This is a genomic window from Streptomyces sp. M-16 (assembly GCF_052114405.1).
In the GTDB taxonomy this organism is placed as follows: Bacteria; Actinomycetota; Actinomycetes; order Streptomycetales; family Streptomycetaceae; genus Streptomyces.
This window is the reverse complement of sequence record NZ_JBFRER010000062.1, coordinates 24,098-41,353: the sequence shown is the minus strand read 5'-3', so window position 1 is coordinate 41,353 and position 17,256 is coordinate 24,098. Positions and strand designations below refer to the sequence as shown.

Sequence of the window (17,256 nt, the reverse complement as noted above, 5' to 3'; positions counted from 1 at the left end):
CCACTTCGACCACGGGCCCGCAGGCCCCCAGCCGGATCGCGCACCCTCCCACGGGTCAGGGCGGGGGCGGGAGGCGGTGGGCGCGGCGTTCCTCCGGGGTCGGGGGATGGAGCACGCGGGCCGCCGACAGGCGCAGCAGGGGGGCGGGGTCCGGGTCCGCCGGGGTCCACAGCCGGACGGTCCGGTCGCGGGAGGCCGTCGCGAGGCGGGTGCCGTCGGGGGACCAGCACAGGCCGTTGATCCAGTCGGCGTGCAGCCCCACCACGACGGCTGGGGCCGTCACCGATGCGGGGTCCCACAGCCGGACCGTGCGGTCCCGGGAAACGGAGGCCAGCCGGGTCCCGTCCGGGGACCAGGCGATCTCCTGGACCCGGTCCTCGTGACCCGTCAGGACGACGTGCCCCGCGGAGGACCCCGCCGGGTTCCACAGCCGCACCGTGCGGTCCCGGGAGCCGGTGGCCAGCCGGCGTCCGTCCGGGGACCAGGCGACCTTCCACACCTGGTCGGCGTGGCCCTCCAACGTCCCGACCCGCTCGCCGGTGTCCGGGTCCCAGAGGATCACCCTGCGGTCCGTCCCGCAGGTCGCCAGCCGGGTCCCGTCCGGCGACCAGTCGGCCCCGGTCACCCAGTCCCGGTGTCCGCGCAGCACCCGCAGCGCGGTCCCGCCCGCCGCGTCCCACACCCGTACGAGGCCGTCGCGCGCGGCCGTCGCCAGCCGGGTCCCGTCAGGGGACCAGCGGACCGCCGACACCTCGTCGCCGTGCCCGTCCAGTTCCAGCGCCGACGGGCCGCCGTCGCGCGGCCACAGCGCCACCGTGCCGTCCCGGCGGCCCACCGCGAGCCGGGTGCCGTCGGGCGACCAGGCCAGGTCCCCGCACTGCCCGAGGGACAGCACCTCGGGCGGTCCGAACTCCGGGGTCCGCCAGACCCGTACGGTCCCGTCCTCGGAGGCGCTGGCCAGCCGGCTGCCGTCCGGCGACCAGGCCGTCCGCCACACCGACTCGGCGTGCCCGCGCAGTACCGTCGGCGGCGCGCCCGTGTCCCACACGGCGAGGGTCCGGTCCCGCGAGGCCGTGGCCAGGCGCCGGCCGTCCGGGGCCCAGGAGAGCGCGTAGAGGGCGTCCCGGTGCCCGGTGAGCCAGAGCGCCGCGTCCTCGGGGCCCTCGCCCGGGCGCAGGTCCCAGACGCGGACGTTGCGGTGCTGGTCACCGGCGGCGAGCCGGGTTCCGTCGGGGGAGAAGGCCAGGCAGTTGATCCCGTCCATGCTCTCGAACGTGCGGACCGCCGCCCCCGTCGCCGCGTCCCGGAGCACCACCGTCCGGTCCGTCGACCCGGAGGCCAGGAGGGCGCCGTCCGGGGACCAGCACAACGCCGTGACCCGGTTCCGGTGCGCGGGCCCGGCCGGGACCGGGCCGCCGGGGCCCGCCGACGGCCACACCCGTACGACCCCGTCCTCACCGGCGGCCGCGAGCCGACTGCCGTCGGGGGACCAGGCCACGCTCCACACCGTGCCCGGCGGCGCCTGCAGGGTGCCGGCGGGGGTAAGCGCGGCCGGGTCCCACAGCCGGAGCACCCCGTCGCCGGCCGCCGACACCAGCCGGCGGCCGTCCGGGGAGAAGGCGAGCGCCCCGTGCCCGCCGCCGTCCCCACCGGACCGCCCGGGCCCGCCGCCGTCCCCGTCCGCCCCGTGCCGTACGGTCGCCGACCGGCGCCAGGACGCCGTCTCCCACGAGGTCAGCCGCGCGTCGCGGGTGGCGCACACCAGCAGGGCCCCGTCGGGCGACCAGACCACCGCACGGGGCCACCGGCCCGGCACGTCGAGCACCGCCGAAGGCTCCTCGGCCAGGGCTCCCGTCACGGTCTCCGCCCCGGCCTGCGCCCCGATGCCCGCCTCCCACACGCGCAGCCGTCCGTCACCCGAACAGGCCGCGAGCCGCCACCCGTCGGGCGACCAGGCCGCGCCCGTCACCGCCGCCCTGAAATCCCCGCGCACCGCGCGCAGCAGCGATCCGTCCAGCGCGGTCCGCAGCGCCTGGAGGGCGGCCCGGGTCGGCGCCCACTCGGTGACCGCCGCGCGGGCGATCCCGATCGCGGTCTCCGGCTCCCGGCTCTCCAGGACCCGGGCCGCCACCGCGTCCGCGGTGCCGGCCCGCGCCGCGCCGTCCGCACGGGCGCTGCGGTCGACGTACTCCACGACGAGCGCCGACACCTCCAGCCCGGACGGGGCGCCGGCCTGCCCGGCCAGCCAGGACCGTGCGTCCGCCAGCCGGGCCCCGGTCAGCAGGAACGCCTCGCCCCGCCCCGCGAACTCCCATTCCTGCGCCCAGCGTTCCCACGCGCCCCGCTGCCGCAGCCGCTCGACGTGGGCCTCGACGGCCGCGTGGAGCGGCGGCCACCGGCGCAGCAGTGCCTCGTGGGCCAGGTCGAGGACCCCCGCGTCGGAGGTCAGCAGCCGGCCCGCGACGAAGGCGTCGGCGATCTCCCCCTCGGCGGGCGTCAGTTCGGCGCGCGCGACCCGCCTGCGCACCGCCTCCCCGCCCCGTACGGTGACCAGCCGCAGCAGTGTCCCCACCACCGGATCGTCGCCGTGCGGACCGCCGGGGCCCAGCAGTTCCGCGCGGATCCGGTCGGCCTGCCCGACGAGCGCGCCCGCGACCCCGCCGACCTCCCGGTACAGGGCGTGGCCGATCACGGACCCGGGCCCGCCCGCGCGCCGGTACAGCTCCTGGAGGGTGTAGGCGAGCAACGGCAGCGCGTCGCCTCCCCCGCAGTCGTCGACGATCCGGGGGACCAGCCCCGCCTCGAACTCCACCCCGGCGGCGGCCCCCGGGCGGGCCACCACCTCGTGCAGCGCCTCCCGGGGCAGGGCGCCGATCACCATCGGATCCCGTACCAGGGGTGCCAGTCCGCCCTCCAGGAACCCGGTCAGGAAGTCCGAGCGCAACGTGCCCACCAGCCACAGCCGCGGATCCCGGTCCAGGACCTCCCGTACCGCCTCCGCGAAGGCCGCGCGCTCCCCGGCGCCCGACAGCGTCAGCAGTTCCTCCAGCTGGTCCACCACCAGCACCCTCGGCCGCCCGTCCCGTGGCCCGCCGTCCACGGCCGCGCGCAGCGCGCCGACCGGATCGGTGCCGGGGGTGATGGCCGGGTACGCGGTCCAGCGCGCGCGGCGCCCCGTCAGCGCGGGCAGCAGCCCGGCCCGGACCAGCGAGGACTTGCCGGAGCCGGAGGGCCCGACCACCGTCACGCACCGGTGCGCCCGCGCCGGGACCGCCGGGTGCAGCCGGGCGACCAGCTCGGCGGTCTCCCGCTCCCGGCCGAAGAAGACGGCCGCGTCCTCTTCCCCGAAGGCCTCCAGCCCGGGGTACGGGGGCTGTCCGGCCGTCCACCGGGCGGCCGGTGCGGCCGGCCGGCGTTCCAGCCAGCGCAGCCACAACTGCCCGCCGACCAGGGCCAGCAGGCCGATCCCGACGAGGGGTATCGACCACTGGCGCAGCAGCCGCAGCGGGAGCGGGACCGCCCCCTCCACGTTGGTCGCGTAGTTCGTCGCGATCCCCAACAGGGCCCCCACCAGCATCAGCAGTACGTCGAGCACCAGTGCGAGAGGTCGTCGTTGCATGGGTCGAGAACCTACTCGGTGTGCAGGACCGCCGCGATCGTCGCCCGTGCGGCCGAGCGTGCCGGAACCAGCGCGCCCAGCACGGCGATCACCACACCCGCCAGCAGCAGGACGGCCAGTTGCGGTGCGTGCCAGACGTCCTTCATCGCCTCCGGGAAGGACACCACCGCGACGTGGTCCACGACCAGCCGGTGCGCCACCATGCCCAGCGGGATCCCGAGCAGCCCGCCGGCCGCGCCCAGCCCGGCGACCGAGGTCACCGTCATCACCACCACCTGCCGGGGCGTCATCCCGATCGATTTGAGCATGCCGAGGTCCCGGCGGCGCTCACGGGTGTTCAGCAGCACGGTGTTGAAGACCCCGAGGGAGGCGACGAGGGTCAGCAACACCGTGAACACCGTGGAGAAGGTCACCACGGTCGTCGTGCCCGCGTTGGAGGTGTCCGGGACGGTGGCGCGCAGCCCCGGGTCGATCGCCTCGACGGCCTTCGCATGGGCCCGTGCGTCGGTCCCCGGGGCCAGCCGCACCGTGTACTCGGTGGCGCGCAGGTCCGGTGCGAGCTTCAGGAGGGTCGGCCAGGAGGCTTCCAGGGCCTGCGCGTTGCCCTCGACCAGCTCTCCCACGACGACCACCGGGGCCTGCCGGCCGTGCAGTTCCAGCGTGGTCCGGTCACCGATCGCCAGCCCGCGCTGCGTCAGGAACGCCGGACCGGCGACGACCTCGCCCTCCGCCTCCGGCGCCCGGCCCCGCACGATCCGGTACGGGTCCCGGGACGCGTCCCCGCGGTAGAAGTCGGCGAAGACCGTCTGTGCCTGCCCCGCCAGGTGCGCCTGGGAGAGCGCGCGGGCCCGTACCCCGGCCGTGCCGGGCAGCGCCCGCAGCCGGTCCTCGATCTGCGGGTCGGTGAGCGCCGGCGGGGTACGGCCGTTGCCCGGACCGCCCGCCGACACCTGGATCCGCGTGCCCCCGTCCCGGCCCGCGTCCGCGTAGGCCAGCATCGTGCCGGTCAGTCCGGTCGCCAGGGTCACCGTGGTGACGCCGAGCACGATCGCGGAGAGGGTCAGCAGGGTGCGCGCGGGCCGGGCGAAGGACTGCCCCAGCCCGAGGCTGACGGACCGCGGCAGCCGGCTGCCGCCGAGCAGCCGCTGCAAGCGCCGCCCGCGGCCGGTACGCGCAGCGCCGGCCGCGCTGATCGCCCGTGCGGCGGGCAGCCGGTGCGCCCGCAGGGCGGGGGCCAGGGCGGTCAGCAGGACGAGGGCGGGCATGCCCGCCAGACAGACGACGGACACCCACGTGCCGTACGCGCCGACGGAGGCCCGGCCGGTCTCGATGCCGGCGAACGCCACCTTCAGGATCGGCCCCGCCAGGGCGTTGCCGGCGAGGGTGCCGAGGACGCAGCCGACGACGGCCGGCAGGCAGACCATCGTCAGGTAGACGCCGACGACCTGGTTCGGGGTGAAGCCCACGGCCTTGAGCACGCCGATGTGCCGGTAGCCGGAGACGACGGCCCCGCTGACGACGTTCCCGACGATCAGGCAGGACACCAGGAGGCCGAGCACGCCGAAGAAGGTGATGAAGGGGAGGTAGGAGTCGGCCAGCGCCGAGAAGGCCGCCTTCAGGGTGAAGTAGTCCTGCGCGCCGGTCAGCGATCCGCCCGGGAGGTCCGCGGTGGCTTCGGCCAGGGCGGCGTCCAGCCGGCTCGCGCTCGACGCGTCGGTGAACCGGTACAGCATCTGCGCGGAGGTGGGGTGCATCGCGGCCATCTGTCCGGGCGTGACCCAGGCGCTCGCCGACTTGCTCATGCCGGCGGCGAAACCGACGACCGTCAGCTTCGGCCCCCCGGGGGAGTCGAGGGTGGTGCCGAGCAGTTCCGGGCCGGGGGAGCCCTGGGAGGGCCAGTTGACGACGATCTCCCCGGGCGCGTTGGCCCAGTGCCCTTCGAGGAGTTCGAGCCGGTCCACCGGGCCCGCCGGATCGGCCCGGCCCACGACGGAGAGCGTGCCGCCCGCCGTCCAGAGCCAGCCGTCGGGAACGTTGACGACGGCCTGCCCGAAGGGGCCCGCCGAGGCCTCCACCCCGGGTCGGTCCGCGGTCCGCGCGAGCTGCTCCGGCGAGACCCTGCCGGTGTCGAAGGACGCCACCACGTGCGCACCGCGCTGGCGGGCGTGCGCCTTCTCGAAGGGGCCCGACGCGGCGTCGAGCAGGGCGAGGGCGAGCAGCACGGTGGTGGTGGAGCACAGGACGACCAGCCCGATGACGAAGGTCTGCACCCGGCGGCGCCGGACGGCCGCGCGGGCCGCCCGCCACACGGCGTTCACGCGGTCACCGCCAGCGTGCTCTCGCGGGCCACGCGGCCGTCGGCGACCTCGACCAGGCGGCTCGCGCAGCGGGTGGCCAGGTGGGGGTCGTGGGTGACGATCAGCAGGGTCTGGCCGATCTGGTTGAGGTCGATCAGCAGGTCCATCACCTGTTCGCCGGAGCGGCTGTCGAGGGCGCCGGTCGGCTCGTCGGCGAGCAGCAGCGCGGGCCGGTTCATCAGGGCCCGGGCGACGGCGACCCGCTGGCGCTCGCCGCCGCTGAGGGTGGCGGGGTAGTGGTCGCGCCGGTCGGCGATCCCGAGCTCGTCGAGGAGTTCCAGGGCCCGGCGGCGGGCCTGACGGGCGGAGACGCCGGTCAACTGGGCGGCCAGCGCCACGTTGTCGAGGGCGGGCAGGTCGTCGATGAGGTTGAAGAACTGGAAGATCATGCCCACGCCGCGGCGGCGGAACAGGGCCAGACCGGTCTCCGACAGGGACCCCAGGTCCTGGCCGTGCACCTCGACGGTGCCCGCCGTCGGCCGGTCCAGGCCGGCCACCATGTTGAGCAGGGTCGACTTGCCGCAGCCCGAGGGCCCCATCACGGCGACCGCCTCCCCCTTGCGGATCTCCAGGGAGAGGCCGTCCAGGGCCTTCGCGTCGCCGTACTCCTTGTGCACGCGGTCCAGCCGGACGACGACCCCGGGGGCACTGTCATGATCTTTTGTCATGCCCCGAACTTAGAAGGCCCGCCCCGCACCGGGCGTCACCCACCGGATGTAACCCGTGGGGMGGGTCATCCCACAGATGTACGCGGGCGCGCCGCCGCCCCGCCCGGGTGCGGGGACGGCACCGGCCGACGGGTCGGCGCAGCGGCGTGACAGGGCCCGTGCCGACGGGAACTGGCGTCGGGTCAGGGGAGTTCGCGGTTAGAGTACGGGGCGGTCCGCGGGGGACGGGTCGGGTGTGCGGGGCGGATGAGGGTGTGGGGCGGGCGCGGTGGGCTGGCTGACGGGGGGCGCACTGGCGTCGGCGGGCGCGGCGGCCGTGGTGGCGCTCTGCCTGGGGGTCGCGCTGGCGCGGACCCGGCGCGAGCACCGGGCGGCCCGGGGGGAGCACGGCTGGCTGCTGGAGCGGGAGCGCGAGAGCGCCGCCCGCGGGGCGGTCGACGCGGAACGGGCCAGGATCGCCGCCGAACTCCACGACATCGTCAGTCACAACGTGAGCCTGATGATCGTGCAGGCCGGGGCGGCCCGCGAAGTGCTCGCGACCATGCCGCAGGAGGCCGCGGCCGCGATGAGCGCGGTGGAGAACGCCGGCCGGAACACCATGACCGAGCTGCGCCACCTCCTGGGCCTGCTCGCGCCCGCCCAGGACGGTGAGGACGAGCCCTACGGGGGCGTCGCCGAGCTGACCCCGCAGCCGAGCCTGAGCCGGCTGAGCCCGCTCATCGACAAGATCGCTTTCGCCGGGCTGCCGGTGGACGTACGGATCTCCGGCGAGCCGCGGCCCCTCCCGGCGGGGATCGACGTGACGGCGTACCGGATCATCCAGGAAGCGCTGACCAACGCGCTCAAACACGGGGACGGGGTGAAGGCCGAGGTGACGGTGCGGTACGCGGACAGTGCCTTGCGGGTTGAGGTGCTCAGCGGGGGCCCGAGCGTGCTGACCGCCGATGCGGGCGCGGACGACGGCGGGGCCCGCACGGGCGGGCGGCGCGGCGGCCGGCCGCAGGCCGAGGGGACCGGTCGGGGGCTCCTGGGCCTTCGGGAACGCGTCGCCGTCTACGGGGGCGACCTCGATGCCCGCCGCCGCCTCGGCGGCGGGTTCCGGGTCCGCGCGCGCCTTCCCCTGGACCGGCCGTGACGGCGGCCGCACCCGGGCCCCGGGTGCTGATCGCCGACGACCAGGAACTCGTGCGCACCGGCTTCCGGCTGATCCTGACGGCCCGGGGCGTCGAGGTGGCCGGGGTGGCCGCGGACGGGGTCGAGGCGGTGTCGATGGCGCGGAGCCTGCGCCCCGACGTGGTCCTGCTCGACATCCGGATGCCGCGCATGGACGGTCTGGAGGCCGCCCGCCGGATCATGGCCGAACTCCCCGGCTGTCGCGTCATCATGCTGACCACCTTCGACCTCGACCAGTACGTCTACGCCGCCCTCGCGGCCGGGGCCAGCGGGTTCCTGCTCAAGGACGTCACCCCCGAACACCTGGCGGCCGCCGTACGGCTGGTGGGGACCGGCGACGCCCTGCTCGCGCCGTCCATCACCCGCCGCCTGGTCGAGCGGTGCGCCCCGGCCCCCGGGGCGTCCGCGAACGCCGCGGCCGGGATCCCGGCGCCGCACCGGGACCTGGCCGCGCTGACCCCGCGCGAGCGGGAGGTGCTGACGCTGATGGGCCACGGGCGGTCCAACGCCGAGCTGGCGGGGGAGCTGACGCTCAGCGAGGCCACCGTGAAGACCCACGTGGCGCGGATCTTCGCCAAACTCGGCCTGCGGGACCGGGCCCAGGCCGTGGTCCTCGCCTACGAGACGGGGCTGGTCACCCCGGGATCGGCCGACGGCCCCCCGGGCTAGGCGGTCTCAGGGCATCGACTCCCGCATCACCGCGAGCGGGAGGGCCGGGTGGGCCGCCGCGGCCTCCACCACCTGCCGGTCCGGGTCGTCCAGCAAGCGGGGCAACTCCCCTGCGGGAAGCGCCGGATGGGCGGCGACGTGCCGACGGGCCTTGACGTCGGGCAGGCAGCCAAGCAGCGCGGGCCCCGTGGCGTTCGGATGCCGCGCCACGGCCCGCAGCACCCCCGGCACCGGCGGATCGTGGCGGACCAGCTCCTCCAGCAGGGCGCCCGGGGCGTCCGGGTTGGCGGCCACCTGCGCCAGGACGGGCACGCCGTGCCGCGCCGCCATCGCGCGCAGCCGGTCCTCGCCCAGGCCCGGGTGGGAGGCGACGGCCTTGACCACCTTCGCGTCCGGATCGGCGGCGAGGGCGTCGCGGACCGCGGGCGGCAGATCGCGCCGCCGCGCCACGAGCGCCCGTACGCCCACCTCGGCCGAGGCCGCCAGCTCGTCGACCTCGGCCGCCGTGGCGGCGGTGATCCGCGGCAGCGCCTCCCGGCCGGCCCGCGCCCGGCCGACCGGCCCGGCCAGGAGGTCGAGTGGCAGGCGGGGGTGGCGGATCAGGCGGGCCAGCACCTCCGGGTCCCGGACGCCGGCGAGTTCGCGGATCACCGCCTCACCCGTCCCGGGATTGCCGGCCAGGGCCCACAGGACCCCGGGCACCGGGTCGCGGGCGAGCTCGGCGTACACCGCGTCCGGCAGACCGGCCCGAGCGGCCACGGGCTCCCGCAGCAGCATCGAGGGGTCACCGGCGAACCGGGCCACGTCGCCGGCCGGGGTCGAGGGGTTCGCCAGGGCGGCCTGCCGCGTCTCCTGGACGGTGGACCGGTGGGAGCCGTCGCAGGCGGCGCCCCCGCGGAGGTAAGGGGCGTACCAGCGCAGCTCAGGGTCCGTCCCGCAGACGGCGCACTCGGCGGCCTCGGGCAGCCCCTCCCCGGTGAGCAGTGCGGAGAGCAGGGCCGGGGGCACCACCTCGTTGAGGGCGGTCATCAGGCGCACCTCGGCGTGCGGATGCGCGGCCAGCAGGGCCGCCGTGGCCGGGTCCGGGGTCCCGTGCGCCGCCAAGGAGGTCACCACGTCGAGCCGGTGGTCGGCGGCCAGCCGGGCGGCCACCTCCGGGGGCAGGCCGGGGCAGGCGGCCAGTTTCTCCCGCCGGCCGGGTTCCGGGTCCGTGACGAGGAGAGCTGGCCAGTGCGGCAGGCCCAGGCCCTCGTCGAGCAGGGCGAGGGCGGCGTCCGGCAGGGCCCGGGGATCGATGTCGTCGGCGCGCAGCAGCCCCCGGCGGACCGGGCCGACGGCCAGGACCCCCTCGTGGGCGGCCAGGGTCAGGGCCTGCTCACGGCTCAGGTCGGCGCGGTCGGCCAGTACGGACGCCACCCGGGCGCCCTCTTCGACGTCCTCCCCGACGGCGAAGGCGACCAGCCGGGCGACGAACGCGGGCGGCAGCGCCGGATTGGCGGCGAGCCCCTGTAGGACGTGTACGACGTGCCTCACGGACCCACCTCCACGCCCGGGCCGGAGGCACCCACCGGTGCGGAGCCCGCGGCCGCCGCTTCGCGCAGGGCGTCCCGCAGCGCGGCGGCGAGCGGGTCGAGGGGGGTGCGCCGCGGGGTCGCCACGCCGATGTGGCGGGCCGGGCGCGGTGAGGCGAGGGCCACCTTGGTCGATCCGGCGGCCGGGGCCAGCGCGATGCGGGGGATCAGGGAGACCCCGACGCCCGCCTCGACCAGGGTCTGGGCGAAGAAGTAGTCGGTGGTCGACGCGGCGATGCGGGGCTCGAACCCGGCGCGGTCCGCGTACCGGCGCAGGAAGGCCTCCGTCTTCAGGCAGCCGAGCACCCACCGGTCGCCGGCCAGTTCCGCGGGCTCCAGCACCTCCCGCTCCGCCAGCCGGTGGCCGGGCGGCAGGACCGCGTACAGCGGGTCCTCCATCAGGGGCAGCCAGGCCGGACCGGCCGGCCCGGCGCCGCCGGCCGGCAGGGGCCCGTCGAAGTGGTAGGCCAGCGAGAGGTCCGCCGCCCCGGACCGCACCATCGCCAGCGAGACCTCCGGTTCGGCCTCCACCACGGTCAGTTCGACCTCGGGACGCACGGCCACGAAGGCGTCGAGCGCCCGCGGCAGCAGGTGCCGGCCGCCGCTGGTGAAGGTGGCCACCGTCAGGCTGGCCCGGTCGGCGGTCAGCCGGTCGATCCGCGACCGGACGAGGTCCAGCTCGGCGGTGACCGTCTCGGCCGTCTCCACCAGCAGCCGGCCGGCCTCGGTGAGCGTCACTCCGCGCGTGCTGCGCCGCGCCACCGGGTGGCCGATGCCGCGCTCCAGGGCGGCGATGTGCTGGGAGACGGCCGAAGGGGTCAGCCGCAGCGCGGTCGCCGCGCGGTTGAAGCTCCCGTGCTCGGCCACGGCGCGCAGGATGCGCAGCCGGTGCACGTCGATCAAGGTTTTCCCTCATGCAGGTTCGGCAACGGACCGGTTTCGGTGGGGACACTACAGCGGCGGAGTCGACCGCATGATCGGGATTCCCTCAGCGTTCGCCGCCCCCCGGATGCCGCTCCAGTGGTGTGGCTACTGCCGAGTTGCTCACACTGAAGGTGACGCTGCCGGCCCGGTACCGGTCGTCGGACCATTCGATCGGGCGCCCCGTGCGGGTGGCCGAAGTGTGTCGCTGGCGCAGCAGCGGACCTCCCCGCCGGATCTCCAGCAGCCGGGCGTCCTCGCTGCCGGCCGGGAGCGCGTCGATGAGGTGTTCCCCGTAGTGGGCCACGATCCCGGAGTCCGCGGCGAGGCTGTCCATCACCGAGCGGCAGTCCTGCGGCAACGCCTCCACGGCCGCCGCGACCCAGTCGGCGTAGGCGGTCCGTTCCACCATCGTCGGCTCGCCGTCGAGCGTGCGCAGCCGCAGCACGGCCAGGATCTCCGTACCCGCGGGCAGGGCGAGCCGCTCCGCCTCCTCGGCGGTTGCGGGCCGCCGGGTGCGGGAGACGAAGCGGCTGCGCACCTCGTGGCCGACCCCCTCGGCCCATTGTGCGAAACTGTTCAACTCGCCGAAACTGTGCCGTCGTTCGTGACGCAGGACGATCCTGCGCGCCCCCTGGCTGGAGCCGATGAGCCCCTCGGCGGCGAGGGTGGCGACGGCCTGGCGGACGGTTCCGCGCGAGACCGACCAGCGGGTGGCGAGGTCGCTCTCCGAGGGCAGCCGGCCCCCCACCGGGTGGGCGCCGGACAGGATCGCCCGGCGCAGCTCGTCGGCGATCTCCAGATACCGGGCCGTTCCCATGCCGTTCCCCCTCGTTGCGGTGCTCTGCGACCTCACGGTCTTGATCATCATCGATGAGCATCCGGGCGGATCTGTCACGACTCCTTTCGGTCATTCTCGTCTCTTCGTCGAGCCGTGCTCCACGGTCCAGCCGCCGTTCACCGTCCGTACAGCGAGCACGGGCGAACTGGAGCCAACTTGTTCAGACAAGTGATCTGACAAGTGCAGCCCCCTTCGTCTCCGGGAGAGACCGTGCTCAGTTCCACCGCCCGTCGTGGCGCGGCCGTACTGCTCAGCGCCGCCGTCCTGACCACGCTCAGCGCGTGCGGCGCAGCGCCCGACCCGCAGCAGCCCGGCGGCGCCGCCTCCGGCGACGCCAAGGGCAAGACCCAGCCGGGCGCCGCGACCTCGGCGGCCGACCTCGGAGGCATGGAGGCACTCGTGGCCGCCGCCGAGAAGGAGGGTCAGCTCAACGTGATCGCCCTGCCGCCGGACTGGGCGAACTACGGCGAGATGGTCAAGGCCTTCCAGGCGAAGTACCCGAAGATCAAGGTCGGCAGCGAGAACCCGGACGCCACCAGCGCCGACGAGATCGCCGCGGTCAAGTCCCGCAAGGGCCAGAAGCGCGCCCCCGACGTCCTCGACCTCGGCATCGCCTTCGCCCGCAGCGGCGCCGCCGAGAACCTGTTCGCGTCCTACAAGGTCACCGCCTGGGACAAGATCCCCGGCTCCCAGAAGGACGCCGACGCCCGCTGGTACAACGACTACGGCGGCTACGTCTCCATCGGCTGCGACGCCGCGCGCATCCCCAACTGCCCGCAGACCTTCGCCGATCTCCTCAAGCCCGAGTACAAGGGCAAGGTCGCCCTCAACGGCAACCCGACCAAGTCCGGCTCCGCCTTCGGCGGCGTCTACGCGGCCGCCCTCGCCAACAAGGGCTCCTTCGCCGACATCCAGCCCGGCATCGACTTCTTCGGACAGCTGCGCAAGAGCGGCAACTTCATCCCCGTCGAGTCCACCCCGGCCACCGTCGAGAAGGGCGAGACCCCCATCTCGATCGACTGGGACTACCTGAACGCCGGCTACGCCGAGCAGTTCAAGGGCAAGGGCGTCGACTGGAAGGTCTCGGTCCCCTCCGACGGCGTCTACGCCCAGTACTACTCGCAGGCAGTCAACAAGGACGCCCCCAACCCGGCGGCCGCCCGCCTGTGGATGGAGTTCCTCTACAGCGCCGAGGGCCAGAACATCTGGCTCAAGGGCCACGCCCGCCCCGTGCTGCTCCCCGTGATGGCCGCCGACGGCACCGCCGACAAGGACGCCGTCACCAAGCTCCCGCAGGTCCAGGGCACCCCGTCCTTCCCGGCCTCCACCGAGCTCGACAAGGCCAAGGCCACCCTCGCCGAGAAGTGGGACAAGGCCCTCAGCTGATGTCCGCACCCACCTCCACCTCCCCCACGCAGGGGACCGCCGGCGGCACCGCCCTCAGCCGCCGGCGGCGCGGCCCGCGCACCTGGCTCGCCGCCCTCCCCCTCATCGCCTTCACCGGGCTCTGCTTCGGCCTGCCGCTCGGCGCCATCGCCTTCGGCGCCGTCACCCGCACCGACCCGGTCACCGGCGCCACCCGCGTCACCGGCGAGCACCTCGCCCGTTCCCTCCAGGGCCCCTACCTCGGCTCCCTCATCGGCAGCGTCCAGCTCTCCGCCCTGACCGCACTGCTCGGCGGCGTCCTCGGCGTCCTGATCGCCCAGGCCCTGGTCACCTCCCGCTCCACCGCCCTGCGCTCCGCGGCCCTGACCGCCTCGGGCGTCCTCGCCAACTTCGGCGGGGTGCCGCTCGCCTTCGCGTTCATCGCGACCGCCGGGATCTCCGGAGTCGTCACCCAGCTGGCGGACCTCACCGACCTCGGCTGGGACCTGTACTCCTTCACCGGCCTCGCCGTGGTCTACCTGTACTTCCTCACTCCCCTGATGGTCCTGGTGATCGTGCCCGCCCTGGACGGGCTCCGCCCGCAGTGGCGCGAGGCCGCCCAGAACAACGGGGCCACCGGACGGCAGTTCTGGCGCCACGTCGGCCTGCCCGTGCTGGCACCGTCCCTGCTCGGCGGGTTCGTCCTGCTCTTCGGCACCGCCTTCGCCGCGCACGCCACGGCCGCCGCCCTCGTCGGCGGCTCCGTACCGCTGGTCACGCTGAAGATCGCCGACGCCCTCTCCGGCAACGTGCTCACCGGCCAGGAGAACGTGGCGCTCGCCCTCGGCCTCGACATGATCCTGATCGCCGGCCTGGTCATGGCGGTCTACCTGCCCCTCCAGCGACGGAGCGCCCGATGGCTGCGATGACCCCGACCGCCCCCCGGACGGACCGTGCCGAAGCGGCCACCGGGGCCACCCCGGCGCGGGCCCGCCGCCCGCGTCCCCGCATCTGGCGCGGAGCCGTCCTCGCCCTCGCGGGCGCCTACTTCCTGCTCCCGCTCGCCGCCTCCTTCGTGTTCACCGTGCACGTGCCCGGCCAGGGCCTCACCTTCGAGGCCTACACCGAACTGCTGGGCGCCGAGGGCTTCATGCGGAGCCTGCTCCTCTCGCTCGGCCTGGCCGCCGCTACCATCACGCTGTCCCTGCTACTGGCGGTGCCGGCCCTGGTCGCCGTACGCATCGGCTCGCCGAGGCTGCGGCCCGTGGTGGAGGTGATGTGCATGCTGCCCCTGGTCGTACCGCCCATCGCCCTGGTCACCGGCATCACCACGGTGCTCCGCTGGGGACCCGAGCACCTCTCGCGGACCCCGCTCTACCAGACCTTCCTCGCCGTCCAGAACCCGGACTTCCCCGTCGTCCTGGTCCTCGCCTACACGGTGCTGGCACTGCCCTTCGTCTACCGCTCGCTCGACGCGGGACTGCGCGCCGTCGACGTCCCCACCCTGGTCGAGGCCGCCCGCAGCTGCGGCGCGAGCTGGCCGCACGTGGTCCTGCGCGTGCTGCTGCCCAACCTGCGGGCCTCACTCGCCGGAGCGGCCTTCCTCACCCTGGCCCTGGTCCTCGGCGAGTTCACCATCGCCTCGCTCCTCGGCTTCCAGCCCTTCGCCGTGTGGATCGTCTCCATCTCCGGTGCCCAGGCCCGGATGTCGGTGGCCGTCTCCATCCTCAGCCTCCTCATCACCTGGCTGCTGCTGCTCGTCCTCTCGCGGGCCGGCACGAACCCCTCCCCGGTCTCCGCCGCCCCCGCCACCTCCCGCAAGGAGTCCTGACCCCCATGTCCACGACCCTCACCGCGCCGCGGAAGCCGGCCGGCCCCGCCGCCCCGGCGGGTGCCCGCGTCGAATTCCGCGGCCTGCGCCGGGCGTTCGGCTCCACCGTCGCACTCGACGGCCTCGACCTCACCGTCGAACCCGGCGAACTCCTCGCCCTGCTCGGCCCCTCGGGCTGCGGCAAGACCACCGCGCTGCGCGTCCTCGCGGGCTTCGAGACGCCGGACGCCGGTGAGGTCCTCGTCGACGGCGAGGACATCACCCGGGTCCCGGCCAACCGCCGTGACGCCGGCATGGTCTTCCAGTCGTACAGTCTCTTCCCCAACCTCAGCGCCCGCGACAACGTGGCCTTCGGCCTGCGCGTGCGCAAGGTGCCCGCCGCGCAGCGCCGCGAGCGCGCCGCCGAACTCCTCGACCTGGTGGGCCTGCCCGACCACGGCGACCGCTACCCGCACCAGATGTCCGGCGGCCAGCAGCAGCGCGTCGCCCTCGCCCGCGCCCTCGCCCTGCGCCCCCGCGTGCTCCTCCTGGACGAGCCGCTCTCCGCCCTGGACGCCAAGGTACGGGCCAACCTGCGCGAGGAGATCCGCCGCCTGCAGCTCGACCTCGGCATCACCACCGTGTTCGTCACCCACGACCAGGAGGAGGCCCTGTCCATGGCCGACCGGGTCGCCGTGCTGAACGCGGGCCGGCTGGAGCAGTGCGCCGCCCCCGCCGAGCTGTACGAACGCCCCGCGACCCCCTTCGTCGCCGAGTTCGTCGGCACCATGAACCGGCTCCCCGGACGCCTCACCGACACCGGACTCGTGGAGGTCGCCGGCATCCGGCTGCCCGTCGACGGTCCCGTCCCGGCCACCGCGGACGTGGAGGTGCTGGTCCGCCCCGAGAACCTCACCGTGACCGCCGACCCGGAGGGCGGCGCCACCGTCGCGTCCGCCTCCTTCTTCGGCGCCGTCACCCGCCTCCACCTCGACCTCGCCGACGGCACCCGGGTCAAGGCCGACCTGCCGTCGCGCGACGCCGGGGACCTGGCCCCGGGCGCGCGGGCCGTCGTGGGGCCGGCCGAACGGCCCGTGCTCGTCGTGGCGAGGACCGCGTGAACACACCCGCCGCCGTGCTCTTCGACATGGACGGCACCCTCGTCGACACCGAGGTGCTGTGGTGGGAGGCGACCGAGGAGACCGCGGAGCGGCTCGGACACCGCCTCGGCCCCGCCGACGCCCCCGAGGTCGTCGGCCGCGCCGTCCGGGACACCGCCGCCCACCTCGTACGGGTGGCCGGGCGCGGGGAGCCGGCGGAGGTCGCCGCCGGACTCACCGAGGGCTTCTTCCGCCGGGTCGCCGCCGGGGCGCCCCTGCGCCCCGGCGCCCAGCGGCTGCTGACGGCGCTGGAGGCCGAGGGGATCCCCTTCGCACTCGTGAGCGCGTCGCCGCGGGTGGTCGTGGACGAGGTGGTCGGGGGCGCGCTCGCACACGTCCCGTTCGCCTTCACGATCTCCGCCGACGACACCCTACGGACCAAGCCGCACCCCGAGCCCTACCGTGCCGCCGCCGCCCGCCTGGGCCTCGCGCCCGCGAGCTGCGTGGCCGTGGAGGACTCCCCGGACGGCGCGGCCTCCGCCGAGGCCGCGGGCTGCGCGCTGCTGGTGGTCCCCTCGCTCCTGGACGTACCGCGCTCGGCGCTACGCACCTTCGCCGCCTCCCTGGAGGAGGTCACCCCGGAGCTCCTGCGCGGCATGACCGGCGCCGGGCCCACGGCTCAGGCCGACAGGACGAGCAGCTCCAGGATGCCCTCGGCGTAGGCCCCGGAGACCGACCCCGGCCCGGTCTCCAGTACGCCGACCAGCAGCGGCAGGCCGGTCCGTACGTGGGCCGCGACCTGCCCGTACAGGCCCGCCCCGTACGCCTCCCCGTCGTCCTCGGCGCTCAGCAGGGACAGCAGGGTCCACAGCAGCGCCTCGCGGGTCGTCAGCCGGGGCGGGCCGGCCGACCACACCGCCATCAGCACCGCGCAGGCGGCCGGCGCCGGGGGCCACAGCCGGGTCCCGGTGAACACGTGTCCCTGCAGCGCGTGGAACGCCGCCGGATGTCCCTCGGCCGCGTCCCACAGGGCGTCCTCCAGGTGTTCCGCCGAGCGGCCGCAGCCGCAGGTCACGGACGCCCAGTCCTGCCGTGCGAGCTCGGCCCGCACACCGTCCGGCACCAGCGGGCTGCTGCGCGGCTTGTCCTTCCCTCTCATGGG

At 75.4% G+C, this 17,256-nt stretch carries 14 protein-coding genes; 7 read left to right on the top strand and 7 right to left on the bottom strand.

Annotated elements, in window-relative coordinates:
- Positions 1–55: 55 nt before the first annotated feature.
- From AB4039_RS25685 to AB4039_RS25675, 3 genes are read right to left on the bottom strand one after another with little or no spacing between them, the layout of a single operon-like run.
- Positions 56–3,619, bottom strand: a complete 3,564-nt coding sequence (locus tag AB4039_RS25685) for an nSTAND1 domain-containing NTPase (RefSeq protein WP_442271929.1) — start codon at positions 3,617–3,619, stop codon at positions 56–58.
- 11 nt (positions 3,620–3,630) lie between these two features.
- Positions 3,631–5,937 (bottom strand): ABC transporter permease, encoded by a 2,307-nt coding sequence (locus AB4039_RS25680; protein WP_442271928.1) that lies wholly within the window; start codon positions 5,935–5,937, stop codon positions 3,631–3,633.
- Positions 5,934–6,644: an ABC transporter ATP-binding protein gene (locus tag AB4039_RS25675; protein WP_266836696.1), complete on the bottom strand. Its 711-nt coding sequence runs from the start codon at positions 6,642–6,644 to the stop codon at positions 5,934–5,936. Before AB4039_RS25675 ends, AB4039_RS25680 begins: the two co-directional genes overlap by 4 nt.
- A gap of 268 nt (positions 6,645–6,912) precedes the next feature.
- On the opposite strand from AB4039_RS25675, the gene AB4039_RS25670 reads away from it, so the two are divergent.
- Both AB4039_RS25670 and AB4039_RS25665 read left to right on the top strand, forming a co-directional pair.
- Entirely contained in the window at positions 6,913–7,779 is an 867-nt protein-coding gene (locus AB4039_RS25670) for a sensor histidine kinase (protein ID WP_442271927.1), read from the top strand.
- Complete coding sequence (locus AB4039_RS25665; RefSeq protein WP_266836693.1) at positions 7,776–8,486, top strand: response regulator transcription factor; 711 nt, start codon at positions 7,776–7,778, stop codon at positions 8,484–8,486. Before AB4039_RS25670 ends, AB4039_RS25665 begins: the two co-directional genes overlap by 4 nt.
- A gap of 6 nt (positions 8,487–8,492) precedes the next feature.
- On the opposite strand, the gene AB4039_RS25660 is transcribed toward AB4039_RS25665, so the two are convergent.
- The 3 genes from AB4039_RS25660 to AB4039_RS25650 all read right to left on the bottom strand — a co-directional run bounded on the left by AB4039_RS25660 (position 8,493) and on the right by AB4039_RS25650 (position 11,798).
- Positions 8,493–10,019 (bottom strand): hypothetical protein, encoded by a 1,527-nt coding sequence (locus AB4039_RS25660; protein ID WP_266836691.1) that lies wholly within the window; start codon positions 10,017–10,019, stop codon positions 8,493–8,495.
- Entirely contained in the window at positions 10,016–10,960 is a 945-nt protein-coding gene (locus tag AB4039_RS25655; protein ID WP_442271926.1) for a LysR family transcriptional regulator, read from the bottom strand. Before AB4039_RS25655 ends, AB4039_RS25660 begins: the two co-directional genes overlap by 4 nt.
- A gap of 85 nt (positions 10,961–11,045) precedes the next feature.
- Positions 11,046–11,798, bottom strand: coding sequence for a GntR family transcriptional regulator (locus tag AB4039_RS25650; RefSeq protein ID WP_266836689.1), 753 nt, complete (start codon positions 11,796–11,798; stop codon positions 11,046–11,048).
- Positions 11,799–12,029: 231 nt separating this feature from the next.
- Here AB4039_RS25650 and AB4039_RS25645 point away from each other — a divergent pair, with 231 nt between their 5' ends.
- From AB4039_RS25645 to AB4039_RS25625, 5 genes are read left to right on the top strand one after another with little or no spacing between them, the layout of a single operon-like run.
- The gene (locus AB4039_RS25645) at positions 12,030–13,205 is read left to right on the top strand and encodes an extracellular solute-binding protein (protein ID WP_266836687.1); all 1,176 of its coding nucleotides are present in this window, start codon (positions 12,030–12,032) and stop codon (positions 13,203–13,205) included.
- Positions 13,205–14,113 (top strand): ABC transporter permease subunit, encoded by a 909-nt coding sequence (locus tag AB4039_RS25640; RefSeq protein WP_266836685.1) that lies wholly within the window; start codon positions 13,205–13,207, stop codon positions 14,111–14,113. Before AB4039_RS25645 ends, AB4039_RS25640 begins: the two co-directional genes overlap by 1 nt.
- Positions 14,101–15,015, top strand: coding sequence for an ABC transporter permease (locus tag AB4039_RS25635; RefSeq protein WP_442271925.1), 915 nt, complete (start codon positions 14,101–14,103; stop codon positions 15,013–15,015). The genes AB4039_RS25640 and AB4039_RS25635 overlap by 13 nt, the downstream gene beginning before the upstream one ends.
- Before the next feature lie 5 nt (positions 15,016–15,020).
- Entirely contained in the window at positions 15,021–16,115 is a 1,095-nt protein-coding gene (locus tag AB4039_RS25630; protein WP_356212567.1) for an ABC transporter ATP-binding protein, read from the top strand.
- A complete protein-coding gene (locus AB4039_RS25625; protein ID WP_266836679.1) occupies positions 16,112–16,816 on the top strand; it encodes an HAD family hydrolase in 705 nt (234 codons plus the stop codon). Before AB4039_RS25630 ends, AB4039_RS25625 begins: the two co-directional genes overlap by 4 nt.
- Here AB4039_RS25625 and AB4039_RS25620 read toward each other — a convergent pair.
- Entirely contained in the window at positions 16,774–17,253 is a 480-nt protein-coding gene (locus tag AB4039_RS25620) for a hypothetical protein (RefSeq protein WP_266836677.1), read from the bottom strand. The genes AB4039_RS25625 and AB4039_RS25620 overlap by 43 nt on opposite strands.
- Between the last annotated feature and the right edge of the window lie 3 nt (positions 17,254–17,256).